General features: G+C 60.8%; 20 protein-coding genes and 3 pseudogenes. 11 read left to right on the top strand and 12 right to left on the bottom strand.

The annotated features are described in order from the left end of the window. Positions 1-12 precede the first annotated feature (12 nt). Positions 13-834: an ATP-binding cassette domain-containing protein gene (locus tag J6497_RS29710; RefSeq protein WP_225707793.1), complete on the bottom strand. Its 822-nt coding sequence runs from the start codon at positions 832-834 to the stop codon at positions 13-15. Positions 835-845: 11 nt separating this feature from the next. Next, positions 846-974, bottom strand: a pseudogene (locus J6497_RS29705) (class I SAM-dependent methyltransferase); the annotation flags it as partial. A 530-nt stretch (positions 975-1,504) separates the two neighbouring features. On the opposite strand from J6497_RS29705, the gene J6497_RS42140 reads away from it, so the two are divergent. From J6497_RS42140 to ftsZ, 8 genes and pseudogenes are all read left to right on the top strand, one after another. Beyond that, positions 1,505-1,687: an alpha-D-ribose 1-methylphosphonate 5-phosphate C-P-lyase PhnJ gene (locus tag J6497_RS42140; RefSeq protein WP_225707792.1), complete on the top strand. Its 183-nt coding sequence runs from the start codon at positions 1,505-1,507 to the stop codon at positions 1,685-1,687. Further along, positions 1,684-1,881: pseudogene (locus J6497_RS42135) on the top strand (ATP-binding cassette domain-containing protein); the annotation flags it as partial. The gene J6497_RS42140 and the pseudogene J6497_RS42135, both read left to right, overlap by 4 nt. A gap of 14 nt (positions 1,882-1,895) precedes the next feature. Beyond that, positions 1,896-2,066: a hypothetical protein gene (locus J6497_RS29690; RefSeq protein ID WP_225707810.1), complete on the top strand. Its 171-nt coding sequence runs from the start codon at positions 1,896-1,898 to the stop codon at positions 2,064-2,066. Positions 2,067-2,674: 608 nt separating this feature from the next. Beyond that, positions 2,675-3,142, top strand: a complete 468-nt coding sequence (locus tag J6497_RS29685) for a hypothetical protein (RefSeq protein WP_225707791.1) — start codon at positions 2,675-2,677, stop codon at positions 3,140-3,142. 14 nt (positions 3,143-3,156) lie between these two features. Next, positions 3,157-4,023, top strand: coding sequence for a glycosyltransferase family 39 protein (locus J6497_RS29680; RefSeq protein WP_225707790.1), 867 nt, complete (start codon positions 3,157-3,159; stop codon positions 4,021-4,023). 13 nt (positions 4,024-4,036) lie between these two features. Then, complete coding sequence (locus tag J6497_RS29675) at positions 4,037-4,252, top strand: hypothetical protein (RefSeq protein WP_225707789.1); 216 nt, start codon at positions 4,037-4,039, stop codon at positions 4,250-4,252. Positions 4,253-5,009: 757 nt separating this feature from the next. Beyond that, positions 5,010-5,186, top strand: coding sequence for a hypothetical protein (locus J6497_RS29670; protein ID WP_225707788.1), 177 nt, complete (start codon positions 5,010-5,012; stop codon positions 5,184-5,186). Positions 5,187-5,334: 148 nt separating this feature from the next. Next, a complete protein-coding gene (ftsZ, locus tag J6497_RS29665) occupies positions 5,335-6,411 on the top strand; it encodes a cell division protein FtsZ (RefSeq protein WP_225707787.1) in 1,077 nt (358 codons plus the stop codon). Positions 6,412-7,066: 655 nt separating this feature from the next. On the opposite strand, the gene J6497_RS29660 is transcribed toward ftsZ, so the two are convergent. Continuing rightward, on the bottom strand, positions 7,067-8,095 hold the full coding sequence (locus J6497_RS29660) for an IS110 family RNA-guided transposase (protein ID WP_225707786.1): 1,029 nt from the start codon (positions 8,093-8,095) through the stop codon (positions 7,067-7,069). A gap of 48 nt (positions 8,096-8,143) precedes the next feature. Beyond that, positions 8,144-8,701 (bottom strand): hypothetical protein, encoded by a 558-nt coding sequence (locus J6497_RS29655; RefSeq protein WP_225707785.1) that lies wholly within the window; start codon positions 8,699-8,701, stop codon positions 8,144-8,146. A gap of 160 nt (positions 8,702-8,861) precedes the next feature. On the opposite strand from J6497_RS29655, the gene J6497_RS41325 reads away from it, so the two are divergent. Then, positions 8,862-8,990, top strand: a complete 129-nt coding sequence (locus J6497_RS41325) for a hypothetical protein (protein ID WP_283845282.1) — start codon at positions 8,862-8,864, stop codon at positions 8,988-8,990. A 131-nt stretch (positions 8,991-9,121) separates the two neighbouring features. Here J6497_RS41325 and J6497_RS29650 read toward each other — a convergent pair whose 3' ends face one another. The 6 genes and pseudogenes from J6497_RS29650 to J6497_RS42130 form a co-directional block, all read right to left on the bottom strand. Next, a complete protein-coding gene (locus tag J6497_RS29650; protein ID WP_225707784.1) occupies positions 9,122-9,283 on the bottom strand; it encodes a hypothetical protein in 162 nt (53 codons plus the stop codon). A gap of 165 nt (positions 9,284-9,448) precedes the next feature. Next, on the bottom strand, positions 9,449-9,580 hold the full coding sequence (locus J6497_RS41320) for a hypothetical protein (protein ID WP_283845280.1): 132 nt from the start codon (positions 9,578-9,580) through the stop codon (positions 9,449-9,451). Positions 9,581-9,750: 170 nt separating this feature from the next. Continuing rightward, positions 9,751-10,026, bottom strand: coding sequence for a hypothetical protein (locus tag J6497_RS29645; RefSeq protein WP_225707808.1), 276 nt, complete (start codon positions 10,024-10,026; stop codon positions 9,751-9,753). Positions 10,027-10,450: 424 nt separating this feature from the next. Continuing rightward, complete coding sequence (locus J6497_RS29640; RefSeq protein WP_225707783.1) at positions 10,451-11,365, bottom strand: LysR family transcriptional regulator; 915 nt, start codon at positions 11,363-11,365, stop codon at positions 10,451-10,453. Between the two features lies 1 nt (position 11,366). Beyond that, positions 11,367-11,792, bottom strand: coding sequence for a threonine/serine exporter family protein (locus J6497_RS29635; RefSeq protein ID WP_225707782.1), 426 nt, complete (start codon positions 11,790-11,792; stop codon positions 11,367-11,369). A 130-nt stretch (positions 11,793-11,922) separates the two neighbouring features. After that, a pseudogene (locus J6497_RS42130) lies at positions 11,923-12,561 on the bottom strand (threonine/serine exporter family protein); the annotation flags it as partial. A gap of 221 nt (positions 12,562-12,782) precedes the next feature. On the opposite strand from J6497_RS42130, the gene poxB reads away from it, so the two are divergent. Next, the gene (gene poxB / locus J6497_RS29625; RefSeq protein WP_225707807.1) at positions 12,783-14,519 is read left to right on the top strand and encodes a ubiquinone-dependent pyruvate dehydrogenase; all 1,737 of its coding nucleotides are present in this window, start codon (positions 12,783-12,785) and stop codon (positions 14,517-14,519) included. 526 nt (positions 14,520-15,045) lie between these two features. Here the strand turns inward: poxB and J6497_RS29620 are convergent. Next, the gene (locus tag J6497_RS29620) at positions 15,046-16,071 is read right to left on the bottom strand and encodes a reverse transcriptase domain-containing protein (protein ID WP_225707781.1); all 1,026 of its coding nucleotides are present in this window, start codon (positions 16,069-16,071) and stop codon (positions 15,046-15,048) included. 617 nt (positions 16,072-16,688) lie between these two features. Then, positions 16,689-17,279, bottom strand: coding sequence for a hypothetical protein (locus J6497_RS29615; protein ID WP_225707780.1), 591 nt, complete (start codon positions 17,277-17,279; stop codon positions 16,689-16,691). Positions 17,280-17,404: 125 nt separating this feature from the next. On the opposite strand from J6497_RS29615, the gene J6497_RS29610 reads away from it, so the two are divergent. Beyond that, entirely contained in the window at positions 17,405-17,548 is a 144-nt protein-coding gene (locus tag J6497_RS29610; RefSeq protein ID WP_225707779.1) for a recombinase family protein, read from the top strand. Positions 17,549-17,640: the final 92 nt, after the last annotated feature.

The following is a 17,640-nucleotide window of genomic DNA, read 5'->3' as shown; positions in this document are numbered from 1 at the left end:
TCTGCGCCAGCATCAGGCACGGGCAGCTCCGTTCTTGGTCGCAAGCGCGGCGATACGCTCCGCCTGACGTCGCGGCACCTCCATTAAGGCGGCAACGTCCGGATCGTCAGAACCCATTATCAGAGTGTGCGGCGTATCGTCGGCGAGTACGTGGCCGTTCTTCATGACGACGATCCGATCAGCCATTAGCGCAGCTTCCTGGATGTCGTGGGTAACCATCAAGGTCGTCATGCCGAACCGGTCGTGCAGCTTGCGGTAGGAGGAACCCAGGCTGTCGCGGGTGACAGGATCGAGCGCACCCAGCGGCTCGTCCATCAGAACGATGCGCGGTCGGGCGGCGATTGCACGCGCGACGCCAACCCGTTGCCGCTGACCTCCGGACAACATGTGTGGAAAGCGGCTCGCGTAATCCTGCGGCAGATCCACCATATCCAGCATCTCGGCCACCCGCGCTTTGATCTCGTTCACCTGCCAGCCAAGCAACCTAAGCGTCACGCCGATGTTGTCGGCAACCCGCATGTGTGGGAACAAACCGATCCCCTGAAAGACATAGCCGATGCTACGCCGCAGCATCGGCGGTTCGGCTTCGCTCACAGGCACTCCGTCGATCCTGACTTCTCCAACGTCAGGATCGACGAGACGATTGATGGTCTTCAATAGCGTGGTCTTGCCAGATCCCGACCCACCGACGAGCGCGACCAGTGAACCTTGCTGCACGTCGAGCGATACGTTGGAAACGGCAACACTCCGCCCTCCATCGTAGGATTTTGACACAGCATCGATCTCGATATACGGCGCGGAAACAGATGGATTCGAAATCGGCGAAGCTGTCATGAGCAAGGTTTCTCTGTAGACTCCGGGATCATATAATCCAACTCTCCCAGGACAGAGAAATATGCCCTTGGATCATCCAAAGCACAAATATCATCGAAGACGGCCTTAGACTGATTGATACGCGAAAAATCGGTTCGCAACCCAATGTCTCCATTTCATTTTACAAGCCACTCGACGGCTGTTGCCTTCAAGTCTCGGTGCCTTATTGCAGAGATTGACCGACGCATAAACCCCATCGCGCTTTTTTCAGTCTCGCTTCGTGAAGCAGGGGGCCCGCCTCTTGTTGCGGAGCACGTATGAGAAGATGACGTGGCTCCAAAGGCGGCCACGAGATCCTTCGGCAGTTACGTTGTGACGTTGAGGGCTTCTTGAGTGTCGAATGGCAGCGATTTGCAACGACCACATATTGATGGCACGATGATGAGCGGAGCGAGCATAGAGCGGTGCGCTGTATCGCTCGATCCGGTCGATCGTCATCGTCTCGATCGTTGGATGCGACAATACTGAGATAATCCTGGATAGGAAGCTACTCAGCTCGACACCCGCGCTGATCGTGCTGCTTGCGACCCCGAGCCCATCGATCGCTAATAACGACTCGCCGCAGTCAGAAAAGTATCGACTTCGCGCACCATGACCTCACTGACGCGCAGCAACTCGAACGGGTCACACCGTGTTCGAGGTGCAGCACTGGAACGTCGGCTGCACCCTGTGCGACTCACCTTCGAGCTACCTCGACGAGATCGGCGGCAGCGCGCCGGACCGGCGAGTTTTCATGTGCTCCGACACCGCCTATTGCCGGGAGCGTCGCGAGGCGAGTGAGCCTGCGCGCCGTGCCGCGGGAATCCGCCTATGAGCCGGCCGGTGCTGCTCAAGGTTAAGCCGCCTTTGCAGGACCTTCGGGGACTGGTGATGGCCTCCGCCGATATCGACCTCGACCTTGCGGAGGCCGAAGTGGTCGGCGTTCTCGGCGAGAGTGGTTCGGGCAAGTCAACGTTACCCTGTTGCCTCGCCGGCGTCGTGCCGCCCGACAGGGGTTCGGTCAAGATCGCCATGGCAGCGACGTGCCCGCCGATCTGTGGCGGCTCGATGAGATCGGCCGTCAGCGCGCGCTGCGCGCAACGCTCGGCCTCCTCAACCAGAATCCGCGCAACGATCTCGAGTTCGGCATCAGTGCCGGCGGCAATCTCGCCGAACCGCCAGACTGGGCCTTCGTGCAAAACGGTTGGTTTTGACCTGGTTCGTGCAGAACGCCGCCGAAGACTCATCCACGTTTACGGTAGATGAACAGAATGACGGTCTCGACAGGTCTGGCGCGGATCGCACCCGGTCCGACATCACCATGTGGGATTAACCGATCACGGACAGCAAGTATGTCTGCGGTTCGCGCCAGGACTCGCCGCGTCCCGGCTGCGCCCGGCATTTCGGCCGCGGAGGCGTTATCCCTTAGCCAGCAGTACACTCATGTCGCTCGCTGAACGACTATCGGAGGAGCGACGAGCTCGAAGGCGTAGAGGGGAGCCAAAGCCAACGGCATCATGGCCGCATAGACGCCGTCCGCCAGAAGCTCAATGAAATGGACTAACGTTCCATCACTGCGCGGCGCCATGGAAATTCGGTAATATCCAGCCTTTGTGAGGCGCGATGGCCCTGCTGGTACGTCCTCGGTATCAGAACAAACTCTCCGTTGGGGGGCGGCGTGCAATCGCTGTTATGGTGACAGCGCGAGCTCCGCACCAAACAGGCGAAGTCGGCACGTGGATAGCAAACGGGAACTCGCCGGTTACGGCCCCGGAGATGTGATCCAAGCCAGGCCTCGCCTCCATCAAACAAAGGGCCATAGATGAGAACCGACCTTCGGGACGGGTCGCTCGAGGGACCCGAGAGCGAAGCGCGGTCGCTGTCGTGGATCGACGACCCCGCTGCCGCCCCGTCCTTCTTTTCGCAGGCGACGCCGTGGATCGACGGTGCCGAGCCGCGCGGTTTGGGGCTGGGGACCAGCCCGGTGGCTTCGACGGGCAAATTCCCGCTAGGCCTTACCGTCGCGCTGTTCGCGCTCGCGTTCCTGTTGCCGGCATGGCCATGGCTGTCCGGGCACGTCACGATTCCCTGGGACGCCAAGTCGCAATTCCTGGCGCCGTTGCAATTTCTCGCCACGTCGCTGGCGAACGGCCAATCGCCGTTCTGGACGCCCAACTTCTTCGCGGGCTGGCCGCTCATCTCCGATCCGCAGTCGCTGATCTTCTCGCCGCTGCATTTTCTGCTCGCCTACTTCGATCCGAAACCGAGCTTCCGTGCGATCGACGCCTGACCTTCCTCTATCTCTTGCTCGGCGGCGTCGGCATCATTCTATATTTCCGGGATCGCGGCTGGCACGCGGCCGGTGCGCTTGTCGCCGCGCTCGCCTTCGCCTTCGGCGGCTCGGCGAATTCACGACTGCAGCATACCGGCCAGATCATCAGCCTGGCCTATCTGCCGCTGATACTCTGGATGTTGTCGCGCGCGCTCGAACGTTCGTCGTGGCGCGCCGGCGTCGTGGCCGGCATGTTCGGCGGCCTGCTTGCCACGGGACGGGATCAGGTTGCGCTGGTCTCGCTCTACGTCCTCGCCGGATTTGTCGCGTACCACTGGATCGAGGGTGACGATTGGCGCAAGCGCATGCGCTCGAGCCTCAAGCCGCTTGCGGCCTGCTGCCTGGTCGGCATCCTCATCGCCGCCGTTCCGGTCACGCTGACGGCTCTGTTCGCCGAGCGCTCGAACCGGCCCGAGATCGGCTGGATGCTCGCCGGTCAGGGATCGCTACATCCCGCGCACCTCCTGACCCTCGCCTTCGCCGATCTCAACGGCGCAATGGATCCGGTCATCGAGTACTGGGGCCCGGCGACGTCGTCCTGGAAGACGGCGCTTGGCGGTGCCGATCTCTCGCTCGCGCAGAACATGGGCCTGGTCTATGCGGGCGCCCTGCTGCTCGTCGTTATCGTCTCGTTTGGCATCGTGCGCCGCCTCGCCTGGTCGCGTGACATCCGCTTCTTCTCGATCGCAACCGTCGTCGTCCTGCTCTATGCGCTCGGCTGGTACACGCCCTTCTTCCATGCGATGTACGAATGGTTACCTGGCGTGATGCTATACCGGCGGCCCTCAATGTGGTCTGTGCGGCTTCAAGCCGCCCTTCGGACGTGTTCCGACCAGTGAGCTGCGCCCTGACATGGCCGTGGAACCTCCTCAGTCGCTACCCAGTGGGTCGGCACCGATCGATGTGGGACCCGCCGGCCTACCGATTGGTATCCAGATCGTCGCCAACACGTTCGACGATCTCGGCGCATTCCGGTTGGCAGCATCCTACGCCCGCGTATCACAGCCATTCTTCGATGGCGCGTTGTTCCCCGATTTCCGCGACCAGCCCGTGCAAGGAAAGCCGTGATGTGAGACGCTGGCCGAGCGCGGTCCACCCGCATCTCGGCACACCACAATTGACGGACGCCGTGCGCCTCCGGAAAGCTGTCGCGTCGCCAGCAATCGCTCTTCGAGAAGGCAATCGGCGTGGGGATCCACACGCCGATCGGCGCACCAATGCTTGATTGAGTTAGCATTGATGAAGGCAATGTTCGGCGCTTACTGCCTTTAGGTTAGCACGAAGCGTTGCTGCGAGCTGGTATCCTTGGAGACAGACTGCTCCTTTCTGTGAACCGACCTGGAATACTACCGCCGGCGTCTACTACGTCGAAAGCGCGAGGTCGTCCTCTTGAGCGTGCCACGGTGGTCGTAAAGGTCGCCCATGGCCACGAGGCGCGGCCTTGTTCTATACTCAGCTCTCTTGCTCGGCCGCCCTGGGCCCGCGCGTACTCAAGTGGCAATCGGCACTGGAGCTGTTAACGACTTATTAACCAACGCAGCCTACCTTGCGGTTACTTCGGTTAACAGCCGATTGCCTCCCGGTTCGTTCTAGGAGAACAGCCGATGCCCATTGAGGCGCTGACATATGTCGCACTTGGTCCCGGCTGAAAATCTCACCGGAGGCCGCCCGATCGGTTGCCAAGCGGCTCCGGTTGCCGCGCGCACTTTCGGATAATGGCAAAGCACTAGTGTACGTTGATCTCGCTGAAATAAGGCATACTCCCTGCCCACGAGGTGGTCGTCGGGCGGGCGACATCGTCCCATTAGTGGAAAAGATTGAGGCGTTGCAGGCGGAAATTGTGCAGCTCGAAGCAAGGGCAGCCGGTCACCGCGCAGATTTCGAGTGCGAACGCGAGCGTGCCGAGCGCCTGATGGTTGAAGTGCAGGCGACCGCAGAGACCATGGCCGCTAGAGAGGCGACGGCGCGGCTTGAGGACGAGGTGGGCTCTACGGACCGGTGACCGAGTTGGCGCCTCGATCGACAGCCACGGACAGGCCGCACGTCGACTAGGATATCTAGCTGCGACCCTGGTAGAGCCAGACCGCAAGGCTCGTCGGTAGCAATCCGGGTCCGCTATTCCAGCGTGCCGGAGAAATCGTGAGGTAAAATTGACCGACATCACCGACATTCGCGAGATGAAAGCCCGTATTATTGTGTTTGGGGTCGGTGGCGCCGGAGGCAATGCCGTCAACAACATGATCGCGGCCGGGCTGGAAGGCGTCGACTTCGTCGTCGCCAATACCGACGCACAAGCGCTCACCATGTCCAAGGCCAAGCGCCTCATCCAGTTGGGCACAAAGGTGACCGAGGGGCTTGGCGCCGGCTCCAACTCCAAAGTAGGGTGCGCCGCGGCCGAAGAGGCAATTCATGCGATCCAGGATCATTTGACCGGCGCAAACATGGTGTTCGTTACCGCTGGCATGGGCGGCGGTACCGGAACTGGGGCGGCGCCTGTTATAGCCAGGATCGCGCGTGAACTTGGCATTCTCACCATCGGTGTCGTCAGCAAGCCCTTCCACTTCGAGGGCCAGCGCCGTATGCGCGTTGCTGAAGCGGGCATTGCGGAACTGCTGAACGCGGTTGACACCCTGCTGATCATCCCAAACCAGAATCTGTTCCGAGTGGCCAACGAGAAGACCACATTCAACGATGCCTTCGCCATGGCCGATCAAGTGCTCTATTCGGGTGTGGCCTGCATCAGCGACCTTATAGTCAAAGAAGGTCTGATCAATCTCGATTTTGCCGACGTTCTCTCCGTCATGCGCGAGAAGGGCAAAGCCATGATGGGCGGGGGTGAGGCTTCTGGCGAGAAGCGCGTGCTCACAGCCGCTATAGCCGCGATCTCCAATCCATTGATCGAGGATCCCTCGCTCAAGCGCGCCAGTGGCCTCATAATCTCAATCACCGGCGGCAAGGACCTGACGTTATTCGAGGTCGATGAAGCTGCTACCCGCATTCGCGAAGGGGCCGACCCGGACGCCAACATCATCATCGGCGCCACTTTCGATGAACGCCTGGAAGGTCTCGTCCGTGTCTCGGTGGTGGCAACTGGCATCGATAATCTGGACTCGGCGAATAAGTCGATTGCTGGGACAAGCATCTTCCAACTACCAAATGATTCGAAGTCGCAATTCGATGCAGCAATGTTGAATCCACCGAGGATGCGGCAAGCGGTTCAGGCTTGATGATTCTGACCGAGCTGTGCTGCGTGAGTTTCTGCTCACGTCGACAACCGACTGCAGGAGAATTTCGGAATCAAGTTTCGATCCCATGCGGAATCGAATCGCAGGGATCCCCAAATGGACGTTGTATCGACAGCCGGTGTTGGCGCTAGGCCAGAACGAAAATCGTCCAGTTTTCGTCATGCACCTCGAATCGACAGACAACGAGTGCGCCGATCGCAGGGTCTTGTCCGTCGCAACGTAGGCGCGCGTTCATGCGGGGTCCTTCTTCAGGATCGACCGTGACCAGAACATAGGGTGTCATTCGGCCCTTTAATTGCGGTTGATTGTCAAGCGATCCTTCTGGTTTTGCCTCCGGCACGACGGTAGCGCTCGCGCCGTCGGAGCTGGCCAGGGTTGCGGAGACGGCGCGAGCGCGGTTGATATATGATTGTCAGCCAAGCGTCGCACGCGCCCCGACCGGCTGATGCCATCGCTGGGGTCATGGTCCTTTCCGAGGTCGCGCAGCGCCTCATGATGATGTCCGGGGCGGACGCCTCAACGTCTGCAGCGGAGTACGGTCGAGCCGCCACCAGCCGAATGAACGAGGTCGTCACAACCACCGTCCCAGCGGGACATCGCTAGTCCGGCGGACCGGACCAGGAGCTGATAAATAGGATCAGGCTTCCTTCGCCTGACCCCAGTCGAACGATGTGCCATCGACCCAGATGCAGTGAAGAACTAAGGCGATCTTCCGCGCAATGGCGACCTTTGCCTTCCTCATGCCGATCCGCTTTGCGAGCTTCATGCCCCAGGCCTTGAGGGAGGACCATTTCTTCGTTCGATAAAGCAGGACGGTAGCGGCTTCAAACAAGTAGGTTCGGAGAAGCCGGTCGCCCCATCGAGAGATCTTGCCAATGGTGTCTGTTGCGCCGGACTGACTGCGCCGCGGTGTAAGGCCCAGATAGGCGCCGACGGCTGATGCCGATCGGAAGCGCGATGGGTCATCAATCGTATATCGGAACGTTAAGGCCGTCACCACGCCGACACCAGGAACCGTCATCAGGCGGCGCGCGGTCTCGTCCAGTTTTGCCAGTCGGCGGACCTCGTCATCGAGCTTGCTCTGTTGTTGGCAGACGTTCTCGTGGATCAACAGGAGCGGCGATATCACGCCGAGCAGTGGATGATCGTCACCCAAGGTTTCGCGGACCTGGTTACGGAACTGCAGGCCGATGGCGCGTGGGAACAGCAATCCGTATTCTTTGATCAGACTGCGGATCTGGTTCTCAATATCCCGCCGAATGGTCACGAGACGAGATCGCGTAACGAGTATTGCGCGGACCTTTTGACTTTCTTCGCTCTTGACCCTTACCTCTCGATACCAACCGACCCGCACGAGTTCGGCGAGGCCTCGCGCGTCGTTCTGATCGCTCTTGTTCATGCGGACCGACAAAGCTGCATGCGCATGCCGAGCGTCGATCCAGACAACCGGCAGATCAACCCTGCGGAGTTCATGCCATAGCGAACTTGCCATCGCACCCGTCTCAAAGCTGATGCGCTCGGCATGAGGCGCATGTTTGCGAAGCAAATTGGTCAAAGCGCCCGGATCAGATTTTACCTTTCCTTCGAAGATCACTTGTCCCGTCTCGCCGACCACACACACTGCGGTTTCTCTTTGCGAGACGTCCAACCCAACGTATTGCTTCATGGCAGTTGCTCCGAATCGGTTATTTGCGGGAGCTCGACCATACCGTGATCATTTTGTTGCCCGAGCCCCGGCCGCAATTACGTCATCGTCTGCAATATTGGCTCTCGCACCGTCGCGATCGGTGCACCGGCGATGATCATCGTCAGCCGGGACGCCGGCGGGAAGCTGGCGAGGCAGTACGCCGTGCCGATACATCCCATGAACACGAGCAACGCGACAGGCGCGCAGGCTCGGCTCTACAGCCCTGAACAGCGCCAGGATCCAGAACACGAAGCCCGCGTTGAGCACCACCGCTACCAGCCGGGTTCTGACGAGCCCGCGGTACGCCTCCTCCGGTGTGAAATCGATCCCCTTCAGGCGGATCCACTGGACCAGCCGAAGGAGACAGATCGCAAGGAGAGCGGCCGGCAACGCGAATCTCAGCCATGGCGACACCGTAGACGGGAGGACCAGCCCTACGCTGATACTGTCGACGAGCAGCACGGTGTAGAGAACCGGCACTTGCTTCCGGAGCACACGAAATTGTTCCATGAGCAGCGAACGACCGAGCGGATCGGTCAGGTCGCCCACGCTGAAAGCGGTACGGAGTCGCGCAAATAAGCTCATTGAGATTGCCCCAGCCGTTCCACAGGCTAGGGCCGAGAGGCGAAAGACGCGTAAAGGCGCTTGGTGGTCTTCGGCATTAACGGCGCCGCTGCAATTGCGTAGAACTTGTCCCCTTCGCAGGTGCCGAACCTCATCCGCTACAGCACGGCCTCCGAGTGACATGGCTCAAAGCGAACGGCCGGGTCTGGTTCTCGGATTGGGCCGCATCAGTCGCTTCGGCGCCCATGCCGTGGTGGCTGCCGGCAACCTGCACATCTTCGACAAGGCATCGGTCAAGCTCACTCAGTGACGTATTTGTTTGACGCGAGTCAAAGCGTTCCGGCGAGCGCGCGGCATAGAGTGCATTCCTGCGTACGCTGGGCCGCAACTTCATCGGCCCGCCGCACTTGGGCAGCCCCTTGCCATCGAAAGAGCCGCCGGTCAGGCGCCGCTTTTCGCATGCGCCTGCCGCGCGCTCGGGTCGCCGAGCAGCGTCGTCGTGTTAGCCAGATGCAACGAACCGCAGGCTGGACACCACACCGACACGTGCGTGTCCGCGGCGCCGATGGCCGGCGTATTGTCTAGCTCGTGCTGCACGTTCATTCCCGTCTGCGGCACTTGAACTGGATCGGGCGCTTCATGCGCAGAATATGACGCAGGAGGCGCCGCCGCGACATTGCGGATGTTCACTTAAGGGACAACGCGGTCGAAGCCACTACGAGCTCACGCCCGAGGAGGCATCCGCGAGGCGCGGCACCGCAGCGCGCACTACTTCGCCGGCGGCTTCAGCGGACTGTCCACCCACTTGCGGGCTGCGGGGTCGTGCAGCGGGTCGTCATCGCAAAGGGTGCAGACGTAGCGCTCCCTCCCCGCACCGGCGTCGTCCTTGACGAGCTTCATGGGCCTTCCGCAGACCGGGCACGCTGTCCGGATCGGATACAGCACCGCCATGTCGAATTTTCCTGCCGCCGGCAGCTTAGGCCCGCCGGACGCGCCGACACAAGCGCATGCCGGAAAGTTGTCCGGGGCAACGTCATGGCGCTCGCGCTACTTGACTCTCCGAATTCGAGCTATTCAACTCCGGGCAGTGATGTCGTGGGGTTGCGTGATGGAGCAGGAGTTCTATCGGGGTCTCGCGCATCACCGGCGTCCTGGTCGCCAAGGCCGAGAATGCGCTCGCCGTCGCTAAAGACGATCACGCGAACCCGGTCGAAACGCGGGTCGGCGAGAATCTCCCGAATACGGTGCCGGTTCGGATAGCTGAGAAACAGGCCGCGGGGTTTGCGCCAAATCTCGCTGAAGCGCTGGCAGCCTTCGCCAACGGTCGGCGTATAGACTAGAGGCAGGAGCTCTTCGATATGCTACACGAGTAGGACCTAAAACAGGGTTTCGTTCAAATCCTGCAGATCGCGCAGGAAGGGGATATCGCTCGAAATCGGTCTCGAAGCTGCGCACCGCCTTGAGGCGTCGGCTCACCTGCTCTTCGAGCGTGCCGAGATGGGGCGGAAGCAGGCCATGCAGCCGAAACGCATCGCGCTCTTCCTCAGTGAAGGCCGTACCCTTGTTGAACAGCGGCTGATTGATCAGGTCGAAGCCGGTGAGATCTGTCGCTGCCGGATCGTCCAGGCCGGGTATCGAGAAAGTTGTCATGTCACACCTCCGTTCGTTCGCCGACGTGGCGATGCATGCAAGGATGGGGAAACCGGGTCGATACGTCCAATATCCGGCTTCCGCGAAATCGATACGCGGAAAGTATGACCGCGGCGGCCTTCAGCGGGTTGTCCGTCTCCTATGCGCCGCGCGCCCCGACTGGCGCGCCAACTCGACGAAGTTGCGGACGGCGGGCGAGTGATCATCTCGGCGGTAGGCCAGGCTGATCGGCGCGACGGGACCGTCGCCTTTTATTGGCAGGTACCGCACGCCTTCCGCCCGGATCCGGTCAGTCGACTGCGGCACGATCGACACGCCGAAGCCGGCGGCGACCATATAGACGATGGAGGGGATCTGCGGCGCCTCCTGCCCCAGATTAGGACTGAACCCCGCCCGCTGGCAGGCCGCAATGATGGCGTCGTGTAAACCGGGACCGATCGCCCGCGGGAAAAGAATCAGAGTCTCCTGCGCAAGCGCGGCGACGGGCACCGCATCCCGGTTCGCAAGAGAATGGACGGCCGGCAGCACGATTAGCATCGGCTCCTCGATTAGAGGAAGGATTGCAAGTTCTTCGCTGTCGCTGATCGGCGGCCGGATGAACGCCGTGTCGATCTCGCCGGTGCGGAGCTCCGAGACCAGTTGTGGCGTATTGCTCTGTTGGGGCGAGAGAAGGACACCGGGATAGCGTTCCCGGTAGGCCCGGATGATGCCAGGAACGAGCGGCTGGAAATATGTCGCACCGGCGAAGCCGACGTGAATGCCCCCGCTCTCGCCGCGCGCGCGGCTCAGCACGCTGGCCTTTGTCCGCTCGACCTGATCGAGGATGCGGCGGGCGTCATCCAGCAGCAGCATCCCGGTTTCGGTGAGCTCGATACCCCGCGTCAGACGACGGAAGAGCCGTGTGCCCAACTCGGTCTCCAGTTGCCGGATCTGCAGGCTGAGCGGCGGCTGCTTCATGCCGAGCCGTTCGGCCGCGCGGGTAAAGTGCAGCTCCTCGGCCACGGCCACGAAATACCGGAGATGCCGCAGCTCCATTTCAGCCCTGCCTATGGATGTCGTGCAAGGCCCAGGCCTTGTCCGTCAGGATTCGGGCGACGCCCAAGTCCATTGCCATGGCGCCGAGGATGAAAGCGGCCTGGACGCCCGTCTTGAGCGCCGCAATCACATCGCCGCGATTGAACAATGTCATCGTGTCGTAGGCGAGGAGGCCGGGAATCATAATGCCCGGCACGGTCAGCGCAATGCGCGGTTTCTCCACGCGCGGGCCAACCCAAGTCGCCGCCAGCCCGACGACGAGAGCACCGAGGAAGGTCGCCGACGCGAGCGCCAGCCCGGCATCGTGGAAGGACAGCCGCAGTAAATTGCCGACGACTGCAAGGCCACCGACCGCGAGCGCCGCGCGCCATGTGCTGTTGTAGAGAATGGCAAAACCCGACGCCCCCGGCGAAACTTGCGAGCGCATCGATCAGAGTTGTCCAGGCCGGACCGCCGCTGGTCGCCCCCGGGATGGTCGGAACCAGTCCGGCCGCCCCCGTCACCAGCCCCAGTCCCGCAGAGCCGGCCAGCAGAAGCATGAAGCCGTAGGCGATGCGCGTCAGGCCGGAGGTGAAGTGGAGCCGAATCAGATCCAGCAATGCCGTTACAAGCGGAAATCCGGGCACTAGGAACAACACGGCCGATATGAATCCTGCTGCGTCGTCGAGCCGCCCCGGGCTCGTCCACAGCACTACCCTGGCGACCATCCAATAAAGTGCCGAGGCGACCACGGCGCATAGGGCCGAGACGAACAGCTGGTTGAGGCGGCAGCCGAGCAGAACGACGCGCAGCGCCTGACCGGCCGCGGCGCTTACGGCGGCCACGCAGCACGCGATGAGACCGCCGCCGTTCAGCGCCGCGAATGCACCGCAGGCGGTGCCGACGGCGATTGCAGTAACGGGAAGAGCATGCAACGGCGCCATGCGCTCCACATCATCAAGCTGAGCATCGATCGCGGCTGGGCTTGCTCCGACATCCACCTTCGCCACCAGCCGATCGAGCACGGCAAGCCGATGGGCGTTGAGGCCCATAAGGGTGTTTTCACGCACTAGCGTCACCACGCGATCGGCGCGTGTCGCCGTAGCGGCGATCCCGTTCAGCGTGACATGCGTGTCGAGCGTCTCGAGCCCGAGCTTGTCAGCCAACAGGTTCATGGCCTGAGTTACGCGAAAATTCGTCGTGCCGCTTCGGAGCATAAGCAAACCCAGCCGCACGACGACGCGTAACGCGTCGACGAGCATGGATTCGGCTGAATTCCGAGCGGTCTCGCTATCCATGTTATGCGCCATCACCCCACACAGCCTACGATACCGCAAAAGTATGAAAGACACCTAGCCGACATATTGGACCTAACGACGCCATCACTCCATTTCGGTTAGGTCGGACGCGTCCTTGCGTCGGCACGGCAAAAAGGAGCCTGGTCATGAAGACGGTCGCGGATCAATTTGCGGAAACCCTCTCTGCGGCGGGCGTCAAACGAATCTACGGTATCGTTGGCGACAGCCTGAACGGGCTGACCGATGCGGTGCGTCGCCAGGGCAAGATCGAATGGGTTCATGTCCGGCACGAGGAAGTGGCGGCCTTCGCGGCCGGCGCCGAGGCCCATCTGACCGGCGATCTGGCTGTGTGCGCGGGCAGCTGCGGGCCGGGAAATCTGCACCTGATCAACGGATTGTTCGACTGCCACCGGTCGCGCGTGCCGGTGCTCGCGATCGCGGCGCATATCCCCTCGCCCGAGATCGGCTCCGGCTACTTTCAGGAGACGCATCCGGAAAGCCTGTTCCAGGAATGCAGCCATTACTGCGAGCTGGTCTCCGGCGCAGCACAGATGCCGCGGACCTTGGAGGTCGCGATCCGAACGGCCATCGGCAAGGGCGGTGTGTCGGTCGTTGTGATTCCCGGCGACGTCGCATTGCAGCCCGCCACCGACGCGCCGGCCCCAAATCCCGACAATCTGCTGCCGCCGAGGGCGGAGGTCGCACCATCCGCGGCGGATCTGCAGAAGCTTACCGATCTGCTGAACGGCGCCAGCCGGGTCACGGTCCTGTGCGGATCGGGTTGCGCCGGCGCGCATGAGCAGCTCGTTGCACTGGGCGAGCGGCTGAAGGCGCCGATGGTTCATGCACTCAAAGGCAAGGAGCACGTCGAGTGGGACAATCCCTATGACGTCGGCATGACCGGACTGATCGGCTTCACCTCCGGGTACTACGCGATGAACGACTGCGATGCGCTGCTCATGCTCGGGACAGATTTCCCCTATCGCCAGTTCTATCCGCGAGGGTCGGCCCGCCTCGCGCAAGTCGACCTGCGGCCGGAGCAGCTTGGGCGGCGGGCGCCGATCGATGTTGGCCTCGTCGGCGATGTCCGGCTGACACTCAAGCTGCTGCTGCCGCTGCTCGAGGAGAAGCAGGATAGCCGCCATCTGAACAAGGCGCAGAGCCATTATCGCAACACGCGCAGGGCGCTCGACGACCTTGCCGTCGGCACGCCGGGCAGGAAGCTCATCCACCCGCAACAGGTGGCCAAGGCGTTGAGCGACCTCGCCGCCGAGGACGCGGTGTTCACCTGCGACGTCGGACTGCCGACCGTCTGGGCTGCGCGCTACCTCGCCATGAACGGCAAGCGCCGGCTGATCGGCTCGTTCTGGCATGGCTCGATGGCCAATGCCATGGCGCAGGCCGTGGGCGCACAGGCGGCCTTCCCGCAGCGGCAGGTGATCTCGATGTCCGGCGATGGCGGTTTCACCATGCTGATGGGCGACTTCCTCAGCCTCGCGCAGTTGGGACTTCCGGCGAAGGTGGTCGTCTTCAACAATGGCGCGCTCGGTTTCATCGAGCTCGAGCAGAAATCGACGGGCTTCCTCGATACCGGCACGGAGCTGCGCAACCCGAACTTCGCAGCAATGGCCGAAGCGGTCGGCATTCGTGGCATTCGGCTCGAGCACGCAGCCGATGTCGAGCTGGGTATTGCGGCCGCGTTGGCCCATGACGGGCCGGTGCTGATCGATGCCGTGGTTAATCGCCAAGAGCTCGCCATCCCGCCCAAGGTGACCACCGAGATGGCCAAGGGCTTCACTCTCTACATGGTCAAGGCGATCCTGAACGGCCGCGCGGATGAAGTGCTCGACCTCGCACGCACCAATCTTTGGCGCTGACACTGGATCGAAGAGGACGGATCAGTCTACTATCATCCTGACGGCTCTCGTGCCCATCCTGTTCGTCGCCGCTCTGGGCTGGCTGGCGGGCCGCATGAAGATATTCGGTCCGGAAGCAACTGTTACGCCCACATTCGCCCTGATCCCAACGCGTGGCGGTTCGCGACACCCGCTTCGTGCGACAGAGAGCACGCATCCGCGATCCGCTGCATAGCGTGAGCGTTGCCCTCCGAAGGCAAAGGTCACACGTTCGAATCTTGTCGGGTGCGCCAGCAATATCAGCAGGTTACATGCTACTTGCGGAGCTTAGCAACGTTCGCTGTCCGCAGCATGGATCCGCGTATCCTGTTCTAGCTGCGTTCGGGGTGGGCATCGCCTCTACGCCTTTGGAATTCCAGTTCTCCAATAGCCAACCGACAAATTCGCTTGCCGAGTTTTTCTGTCTCGGGAGCTAACCCGTATGCCGACCAGAAACACCGTAGCCGATCCAATACCCTCAGCACGTCGTCAGCGGTGCTCGCCTCAATTAGTTGCCCGGTGAATTCCAATTCTTTCCACCTTGAGACGCTGCTCGGAGTGAAACCCTCGCTCGCTGACCGGCGTTCGCGGGCTTGAAGTAGATACCGAGGAATTCGAACGATTGCCCGGCGAGACGAGTTCGATCGGTAAGACGATATGGACCGGCGCGATGCGTTTCGAATGCATTCTTTAGACTTTCTACCAGGTCGCCTGCGTCTTGGTTGTGCGGCACGAAGCTACCCCAATTGTCAGAATAAGCGTGGATACAACGTAGCTCCAGGAATAGGTCGGCTATCTCCCTAAGAACATCGGCCATCACCATTTCTGCCACCAACGACGAGGCGGCCAATCCCTGAGGTAAGCCGCGCCGGTCCGTCGTAGAACCAATTCCCTTAAACGTCATACGCCAGTTATCCATGAACAACGTGCTGCGTATTACGGCCTTGGGCGCTGGTATTGCCTCCTCGACATATTCGCGCGAGATCGATCCGAAGAAGTCGACCACGTCGAATTGAACGAACATTGTATTTTGCATGTGCGGCTCGTTCATTGTTTGCCAGAGGCTCTTGCAAGCTGCCGCCCACCCCCGGCGCAACGCAAATTGCGAAGGGTGTAAACTTGCAAAAGGCTTGACGGCATTCACGAAGAGCATTTGCTTCGCAACGCCGAATTCGTCTGGAGAGCAGACTAGCCGAAAGCCGCCGCTCTTTTTTGGTTCAGCATGAATGATGACGCTGGCGGGCGCGGGATCTGCAAGCCTCTCCGCAGTCCGCCAAGCGCGAGCGACGTTCACTGGAACGGAAGCGGGTGAACTGCCTTTTGCGCGTTGTTGCTGACGCTGCCGCCGACGAACCTTCCACTCAGCTTGACAAGCGGCAACAAAGCGGGAAGCAAGACTTTCGAACAAACGTGTTTGATATTGCCGCGCAACGCGTGTGCGCCCACGTCGGTGCTCTCTTGTGGCTTCCTTCGACCACCTTCGAACTAGCTCCAGACAATGACGCTTCATTGCGTCATTTTCAGCTTCATTCAAGGAAGTAGGGTCCAGCCGCGCGCAGCAGAGCCCCCGATATACATCAGGCGCAGCGCGAGCGGTTCGAGCCATTTGTGCGGTATTGAGCATGCAGGCATTGTACTGAAGCCCCCGACAGCAAATCAATCATCGCAGATTGTTTGCACTTAGCAGCTTCCATATGCACTGCGGCCTTCATAGCTCGTCTTACGCGTCCTCGATGTAAGACAACTTTGTAAGACGTAGCATTGCAGGTCCCTGCAAACGCGACTTCTAGCGTCTTGTTACCCGTTTCTTCTTGGCAGGAAGCTCGGGACGATGGCCGCCCCTTGCAAGCAGTGTTGGCGGCGAGATGATGCTTGCAACCGGCGACCTCGCACTGAGGGTCTGGTCGCCGCAGTGAAGCCGACAGGAGCTGCCGAGCTGTCATCAGGTCGTTCGTGGGAGACGACATCTCAGCCTATTGCGAGCGCGCCCGGCTCGGGATCGAGGACGTCAGGAGTTCGACCGGCGTTCTCTGCCGAACAATCGGATACTGCTGATTGGGTCTGAAGGTTCGTTAACCTGCTCGGCGGTTGCAGGAACCTGCAATCCAGATTGCTTCCGTATTCATCGCGTATCGAAGGCGATGGAGCTCGCTAGCTCGCGCCGAGCCCGAGATGCGAACTTAGGTTTTCGGCCATTTTCTGCGCTCTGAAGTCAAGAAACTCGTCAAAGGCCTCCTTTCTAAGCAGGTCCTCTCTGCCGACAAAGAATAGCTGCTGCGAAGCGCATTCGCGCTGGTTCGCCTTCAAGGAGCGCCACACATCGAAAGGATCGCGGTCGCCGAGCTCCGCGTTATCTGCTTGAGAAAGAACGGCGTAGTTGGCGGCTGTATTCAAGAGGTCGACGGGAATGTCGAACTCCTGCATATGCTGTTTCGGGAAGATATGGTGAACCGCTAAGGGATCTGCTTGGAGGTTCTCATGCAGAACATGTCGCAATAACCGACCAGACGGCCAACTCTTGGCATCATTTGCATAGAGGAAAGCGAGGTAGGCTTGCATAAGAGGCGAATACAAGCCCGGTGCGTTCCGCACGTCTTCTTTCCGAATCTTAAATAGTCGGTTGTTCGGAATACGGTCAAACAGCATGCGACACGATTTCACTTGATCACCCTTTGCTTTCGCAATCGCATTTACGAAGCCGTTGACGGCGGTTTCGGAGGACCCGCGAAACAGACTGCGCAATCCGGAGATCAGCAGATACCGACGAACATATTCAGCATCCTTGCCCTTCAGCGATATCCTTCCGCTCTTCGCGAGCAGATAAACAATAGGGATGAGTGCGTTGGTAGAGGGAAGCCACCGACGAGTTGTCCATCCGAAGCGACGGCACGACCTCTGCCGGCAAAATAGCTGCGGTGCTTAACGAACGGGGTATTACAGCCCCTCGTGGGGGTGCGTGGTCGCCAGCACAGGTGCGGCGCGTTCTCTCACGAGCCGCATTCGTCGCCTAAATCGGCAACTTTGCCAGCAACAAAACCGTGAAAGCGCACAGACCCCCTCCCCCTATGTAGCAAGACAAATTTGCTCGGGAAACCTTCCAAAA

Source organism: Bradyrhizobium cenepequi (assembly GCF_020329485.1).
GTDB lineage: Bacteria > Pseudomonadota > Alphaproteobacteria > Rhizobiales > Xanthobacteraceae > Bradyrhizobium > Bradyrhizobium cenepequi.
The sequence above is the reverse complement of the archived record's forward strand: the minus strand, read 5'-3'. Positions and strand labels throughout refer to the sequence as shown.